The sequence below is a fragment of the Deltaproteobacteria bacterium genome (assembly GCA_016931625.1).
GTDB lineage: Bacteria > Myxococcota > XYA12-FULL-58-9 > XYA12-FULL-58-9 > JAFGEK01 > JAFGEK01.
Genome location: JAFGEK010000144.1, coordinates 26,606 through 32,735 on the forward strand (window position 1 = coordinate 26,606; position 6,130 = coordinate 32,735).

General features: G+C 41.7%; 5 protein-coding genes. 3 read left to right on the top strand and 2 right to left on the bottom strand.

The window, feature by feature from the left end; genetic code table 11:
* The first annotated feature begins 66 nt into the window (after positions 1-66).
* Complete coding sequence (tsaB, locus tag JW841_12120; protein MBN1961685.1) at positions 67-801, top strand: tRNA (adenosine(37)-N6)-threonylcarbamoyltransferase complex dimerization subunit type 1 TsaB; 735 nt, start codon at positions 67-69, stop codon at positions 799-801.
* On the opposite strand, the gene JW841_12125 is transcribed toward tsaB, so the two are convergent.
* Positions 748-1,566: a ribonuclease HII gene (locus tag JW841_12125; protein MBN1961686.1), complete on the bottom strand. Its 819-nt coding sequence runs from the start codon at positions 1,564-1,566 to the stop codon at positions 748-750. The genes tsaB and JW841_12125 overlap by 54 nt on opposite strands.
* Positions 1,567-1,583: 17 nt before the next feature.
* Entirely contained in the window at positions 1,584-2,975 is a 1,392-nt protein-coding gene (locus tag JW841_12130; GenBank protein MBN1961687.1) for an FAD-binding protein, read from the bottom strand.
* 219 nt (positions 2,976-3,194) lie between these two features.
* Here JW841_12130 and JW841_12135 point away from each other — a divergent pair, with 219 nt between their 5' ends.
* Both JW841_12135 and JW841_12140 read left to right on the top strand, forming a co-directional pair.
* Positions 3,195-4,304 carry a DHH family phosphoesterase gene (locus JW841_12135; GenBank protein ID MBN1961688.1) on the top strand — a complete coding sequence of 370 codons (1,110 nt, stop codon included), beginning with the start codon at positions 3,195-3,197 and terminating at the stop codon, positions 4,302-4,304.
* 26 nt (positions 4,305-4,330) lie between these two features.
* On the top strand, positions 4,331-5,950 hold the full coding sequence (locus JW841_12140) for a DUF3552 domain-containing protein (GenBank protein ID MBN1961689.1): 1,620 nt from the start codon (positions 4,331-4,333) through the stop codon (positions 5,948-5,950).
* Positions 5,951-6,130: the final 180 nt, after the last annotated feature.

Sequence of the window (6,130 nt, forward strand, 5' to 3'; positions counted from 1 at the left end):
TTATAAAAGCCAATTTATGATTTAGACTGACTCGTACGTTTATCTATTTAACTTATTGAGAGGTATATGCAACTGCCGGATATTTCTTTAGCTGTTAAATCACTTATAACCAAAATTGGTGGGCCATTATTAGCGATTGATACCGCCACTGCTATTGGTTCAATAGCATTAGCAACGAGTACAAAATGCTATGAACAGACTTTAGCAGCAGCAGCGCGACCTTCGGATACTCTTGCATGTGTTATTAATGAACTTTTTATTAAAGCAGGGATAGGCGGGTGTGATCTAAAAGGAATCATAGTTGGTTTGGGTCCAGGCTCTTTTACTGGATTAAGGGTAGCATTAGCTACAGTAAAAGGTTTGGCTTTTAGTGCTGAAACTCCAGTTTATGGTGTATCTAGTTTAGCTTTATTAGCAGCAGGTTATGGTGTGGGTTTGTCTGCGCCTATTTTGGATGCACGCCGTGGTGAGGTTTTTTGTGCAGTATATGAAGTTAAAGATGATGGAGTGGTGGCTTTAAAAGTTGAAGATGCGGTGCGTACTCCTTTAGAGTTTGCGAGATTATTAACAAATTCAAATTCAGAATATGATTTAGTGAAAATTATTGGTGATAAGAGTGCGAGCAGTGCAGAAGTAGCAAATGCATGTGGTAAAACTATATTTGAAATACCCGCGCCACGAGCTGCAGCAGGATTTTTATTGGCAGCAGATCGTATTTATAAACAACAAAAAGAAAATATACTGACGTTAATTCCGCGTTATCTTCGAGCCAGTGCTGCTGAGCAGAGTATACAAAGTTAATTGGCTTACTGGCCTAAATGAACGTCGATGAATAGAAGCTGGGCCTAATTGTTTTATAGCGGCGATATGTTCAGCAGTACCATAACCTTTATGTTTTTCTAAGCCATAACCTGGGTGTTTTTGCGCCAAGGTACACATTAGTTGATCTCGATGGGTTTTGGCTAAAATCGAAGCTGCGGCAATTGATTGACTTTTGGCATCGCCACTAATTATTGCTGTTTGTGGAATATCCACTTTAGGTATGCGGCGTGCGTCAACGAGCAGGTGTTGTACTGAGCAATTCAAGGCCACAACTGCACGACGCATGGCTTCAAGTGCGGCATGGTAAATATTCAAATTATCGATTTCATTTACTGAGCAATGAGCTATTGCATAAGCGACGGAAATATTTTTTATTTGTTGCGCTAAAGTATCACGTTTTCTGGCGCTTAATTTTTTAGAGTCATTAATACCTTCAATAGAGCAACCAATTGGTAATACTACAGCAGCCGCTACTACGGGTCCGGCAAGGGGGCCAACACCAGCTTCATCAACCCCAGCAATATATTGAAGTCCTTTATGCCATAAAGGCTGTTCATAAGTTAAAAGATGAGCAAGGCGATTTTTTTCTTTTATCAAATTGACCCGACGAACTTGTTCACGACGAACTAAATTTCTAACCGAACATCGACAGTCACGGTTTAATTGTTGTAGTTCACGGTCATCGCAATAAGCTAATTTTGCGGTAATTTCTGCCACAGTTGCTTTATTTTTACTCTTTGCCATTGCTTAGAAAACCAATTCTATAAATCAGGTAATGCCTTACCTGGGTTGATTAGATTTTTTGGATCAAAGGCAAATTTTAATTGTTTTTGTAAAGCTATTAACGATGTACTTTGCTCAAGTGATAATTGTTCACGTTTGCTTAAACCAATACCATGCTCACCGGTAATAGTCCCGCCAAGTCCAACAACCGTAGCAAGTAATTCACCTCGAACAATATCGGCTTTTGTACGACTTTGGGCATCAGAACAAAGCAGATTTAGGTGAATGTTACCATCACCTAAATGTCCATATGCGGCAAATTCAATATCTGCTTTATTACATGCACCGCGGGCGGTGTTTAACAATTCAGGAATACGACTACGTGGCACTGCCACATCATCCGAGATTTTAAATGGAAACAGCTCACTAAGAGCGCTGGATACCAATCGCCGAGCACGTCGCATAGCTTCGCGGTCACCTTCACTCATGGCAATTTGCGAATCCGTGGCGCCGTGATCAATGGCTATTTGGCACGCGGTGGTTAATTCATTCATAGCAATTTCGTCGCGACCATCTGTTTCTAATAGTAGGGCGCAAGCTGCAGGCGGTATTTTAAATTCACTTTTATGTTGTATAGCATTAAGCGCTGGAGCATCGAGCAATTCGAGTATACGTGGGGTAATACCGGTGGCAAAAATACGCTCAGCGGCTAAATTTGCCGTCGTGGTATTTTCAAAAGAAAGCCAAGCAGTTTCGACTGCTGGTGGTGTTGGAATAATATGCATAATAGCTTCAGTAATAAGACCAAGAGTACCTTCTGAGCCTACAATTAAAGAGGTAACATCATAGCCGGCGACTCCTTTAATACTACGGCGTCCCATTTGCAGTACTTCGCCATCAGCTTTAACTAAAGTTAAACCCCAAACATAACGTTGAGTGGTGCCATATTTTATTGCACGTGCCCCTCCGGCATTAGTAGCAATATTGCCGCCTATGGTACATGATTCAAAGCTTGCTGGATCTGGAGGGTACATAAGCCCATGTTCAGCAGCAGCATGGTCAAGCTCAATATTTATTAGACCTGGCTCGACAACGGCATACAAATCCTGCTGGTGCATTTCAAGTATGCGATTCATACTTGAAAAGTCGATTACCAGCTCACCATTTTGTGCAATACAACCACCAACTTTACCGGTGCCGCCACCTCGAGGAACAATAGCGATATTTAAACTTGTAGCTTCGCGTACGGTAAAAACTACTTCAGCGGTGGTTAATGGCCAAAAAACACCACCTGGTTTTCCTTTTGGTAACATAGATTCATCAACTGCGAGTTTGGCCAGTATATCAACATCATTGCTTACCCTAGCGCCAAAGCGACGGTGCAAGCGTAAAAGTAAAGTATCAAAAGATGATGAACTAAACGTAGTCATGGATTAATTACCATAGCAATGCAATATAGTAAGCGTCGAGTTTAGTTGCTTCTAATAGCTAAAGTGTTAAGTTTAGTGTATAATGCTATGCGTCAGTAAAAAGCAATAATCATTGTTTACTCTTTAGGTGCCAGATAAGCTGGACTATGATAGAAGGCCGCTCTATTTTAAAAGTAGTAGTTTAGGAGTGACATGAGAGGAAATTATCAATTGTCTAAAATGACGGATAGAAGACCTAATGATATCGTAGAATTGAAAAACGGGGACAAACCTACCATTGTCCCAGTTAAGAGTCCAGCAGAGCGTCTGCGAGAAGTATTGTTGCGTCATCGAGGTGAACGTCATTTAATTACCATTAAAGGCTATCCCGATCCTGATAGTATCGGTAGTGCCATGGCCTATGAATTTATTGCTCGCCAATTTGGTATTGAATCTACAATTTTATATTTTGATGATATTTCGCATCACGAAAATCGTGCATTAGTAAAAAAACTTGCAGTTGATATGGTGCGTTTTGATGATGGCATTAACCTTAGTGACTATCAACGCATGGCCTTAGTCGATGCTCAAATAATTGATGTACCAACAGCAGTTCTGCGTTTACCAATGGTTTCAATTGTTGATCATCACAAAATACAAGGTGAACTTATTTCTGAATTTATTGATATTCGTGATGATGCTGGGGCTACTAGCTCAATATACGCAGAGTATTTAGCTGATGGTCTTGCTCCTATGGATGCCTCAAATCCAGCCGTGGGACGTCTAGCTAGTGCTTTATTATACGGCATTCGTTCTGATACTGATGATTATTTGCATGCTCGTGAAATCGATTATCGGGCTGCGGCATATTTGGCACCACATGCAGATCATGATTTACTATTATCAATTTCTCTGCAAAGCGTTTCTCCTCGCACTATGGATATTACTCAAAGAGCTTATGCAAATAAGGTAATTGCCGACACCTTTTTGCTAGCTGGAGTAGGTTATGTCCGAGACGAAGATCGCGACAGCATTGGACAAGCCGCTGATTATCTTCTTAGACGCGAAGGTGTTGATACAGTAATAGTCTATGGCATTGTGAATAACCAGTTTGTAGATGGCTCAATGCGTACGCGTAGCGATGTTGTTGATCCTGATCGTTTTCTAAAGGATTTATTTGGTGTAGATGCTCATGGTGTTGCTTATGGTGGGGGACGAGCAGATAAGGGCGCTTTTAAAATTATCTTAGGGCCATTTTCACAGTGTAGTGATCGAGATTTGTTGTGGAAAACTACGCAACGTACAATAGAAGATTTATTCTTCAACAAAATTGGCATAGCACGAGAATAAAGATACAAGTCCTAGGATGTTAGTAAGTGCATATGCAGCAGGGAGCTATTGTGGTTGGTATTATTATTGGCGTTGCAGCTTTTATTTTTGGGGCAAGTATAAGCGCAATTTGGCGACGCAGGCATATATGTCAAGAATTAGCACGATATATAGCAGAAGCTAATGAAAAAATAGCCAATGCTAAACATACCACAAATGGTAATCGTCTTGAGGGCGAACAAAAAGCTGCGGCAGAGCGGCAACGTTTTGATGCACAACGTTTATCAGAAGCTCAACGTATGCGCAACGAGTTAGCAGAATATGACTCAGAATTGCAGCTACGCAGCAGTGTTATTGATAATCGTGAACGAGCTTTGCAGAATCGTAATCAACAACTTCAAGACTATCGCCAAGAATTACGCGATCTTGAAAATACTGTAAATCAACTAACACACACTTATAATCAAGCAGTTGCCAAAGGTAAAAGCGAATTAGAATTAAAGTGTGGTCAGACAACTATTGAAGTTCGCAACCAGCTTGTTCGAGAAGCTATTGAAAAGGCCGAACTTAATGTTTTGATGCGTCTGCGTGAAAACGAAGCAACGCAAAATGAAATGGCGGCCATCGAGAGTCGACGTATAATGCAAACGGTCATTGAACGTTACGATGGTGCAAGTCATCTCGAACGTGTACAAAACACAATATATATCGAAGACCCGCAGGCATTTGCAGCTATGCTTGATCCTGCTGGCGCATGTCGCGTTGCGTTTTTTGAAGAAACTGCTTGTGAGCTTGTTCTTGATGAAGAGCAACATAATATAACCGTACGAGGTGAAGATCCCCTTGCACGCGAAATTGCTCGACGAATATTAGTGCAGCTACATGGAGTACGGCATAATCAGGGTGATAAAATTCACAGCCTCGCAAATCAAATAAAAATGAAAATTGATCGTGAGGTTCAAAATGCTGGCCGTAAAGCATTACGAGCATTGGGGCTTGATCGTGTGCATCCAGATGTATTGCAACTTGTTGGCAGATTGAAATTTCGCCTTAGTTACTCGCAGAATCAATGGCGTCATGCCATTGAAGTTGGACAATTAGCTGGACTTTTAGCGGCAGAACTTAAACTTGATACGGTTACCGCTCGTCGTGGTGGATTACTACATGATATTGGTAAAGCGATGACGCATGATCATGACGGCTCGCATGCAATTTTAGGTGCTAATGTTGCACGAGAATGTGGAGAAGATGAAGTTGTAGTTAATGCTATCGCTTCACATCATAACGATGAACCAGCAACATCACCAATAGCATTAATTGTAACCGCCGCAGATGCGTTAAGTGGTGGTAGACCAGGTGCACGACGTGAAAGTGTGACGCAGTATTTGACTCGCATTCAAGAGATACAGCGTATCGCTAGCACATCACCGGCGGTGCAGCGTGTTGACATTATGCAAGCTGGTCGTGAAGTGCGGGTAGTTGTAGCTGGCAATAGTCACGGAATAATCGATCCTAATGAACATCATAATGGTCCAACTTTAGATGAATCTGAACTGCAACCATTAGCACACAAGATCGCGCAACAAATTGAAAATGAGCTTACTTTTGCCGGTCAAATTAAAATTACCATCATTCGTGAGTCAAAGATTATTGCTGTGGCGCCATAATGAGACAGCACTTTTCAATCGTGTTGAGCTACTGCGAGCGTGTATACCTGCCTACGTTAAGCAGCCTCGTCCCGCCGCTGCTCGAAATATGTCCAATATTCCTGCGCTGCTTGGTCCTCGGGTGCTTAACTCGGCGACGGTCTACACACTCTCGTATACGCTCAACCCAATTGAAAAGCG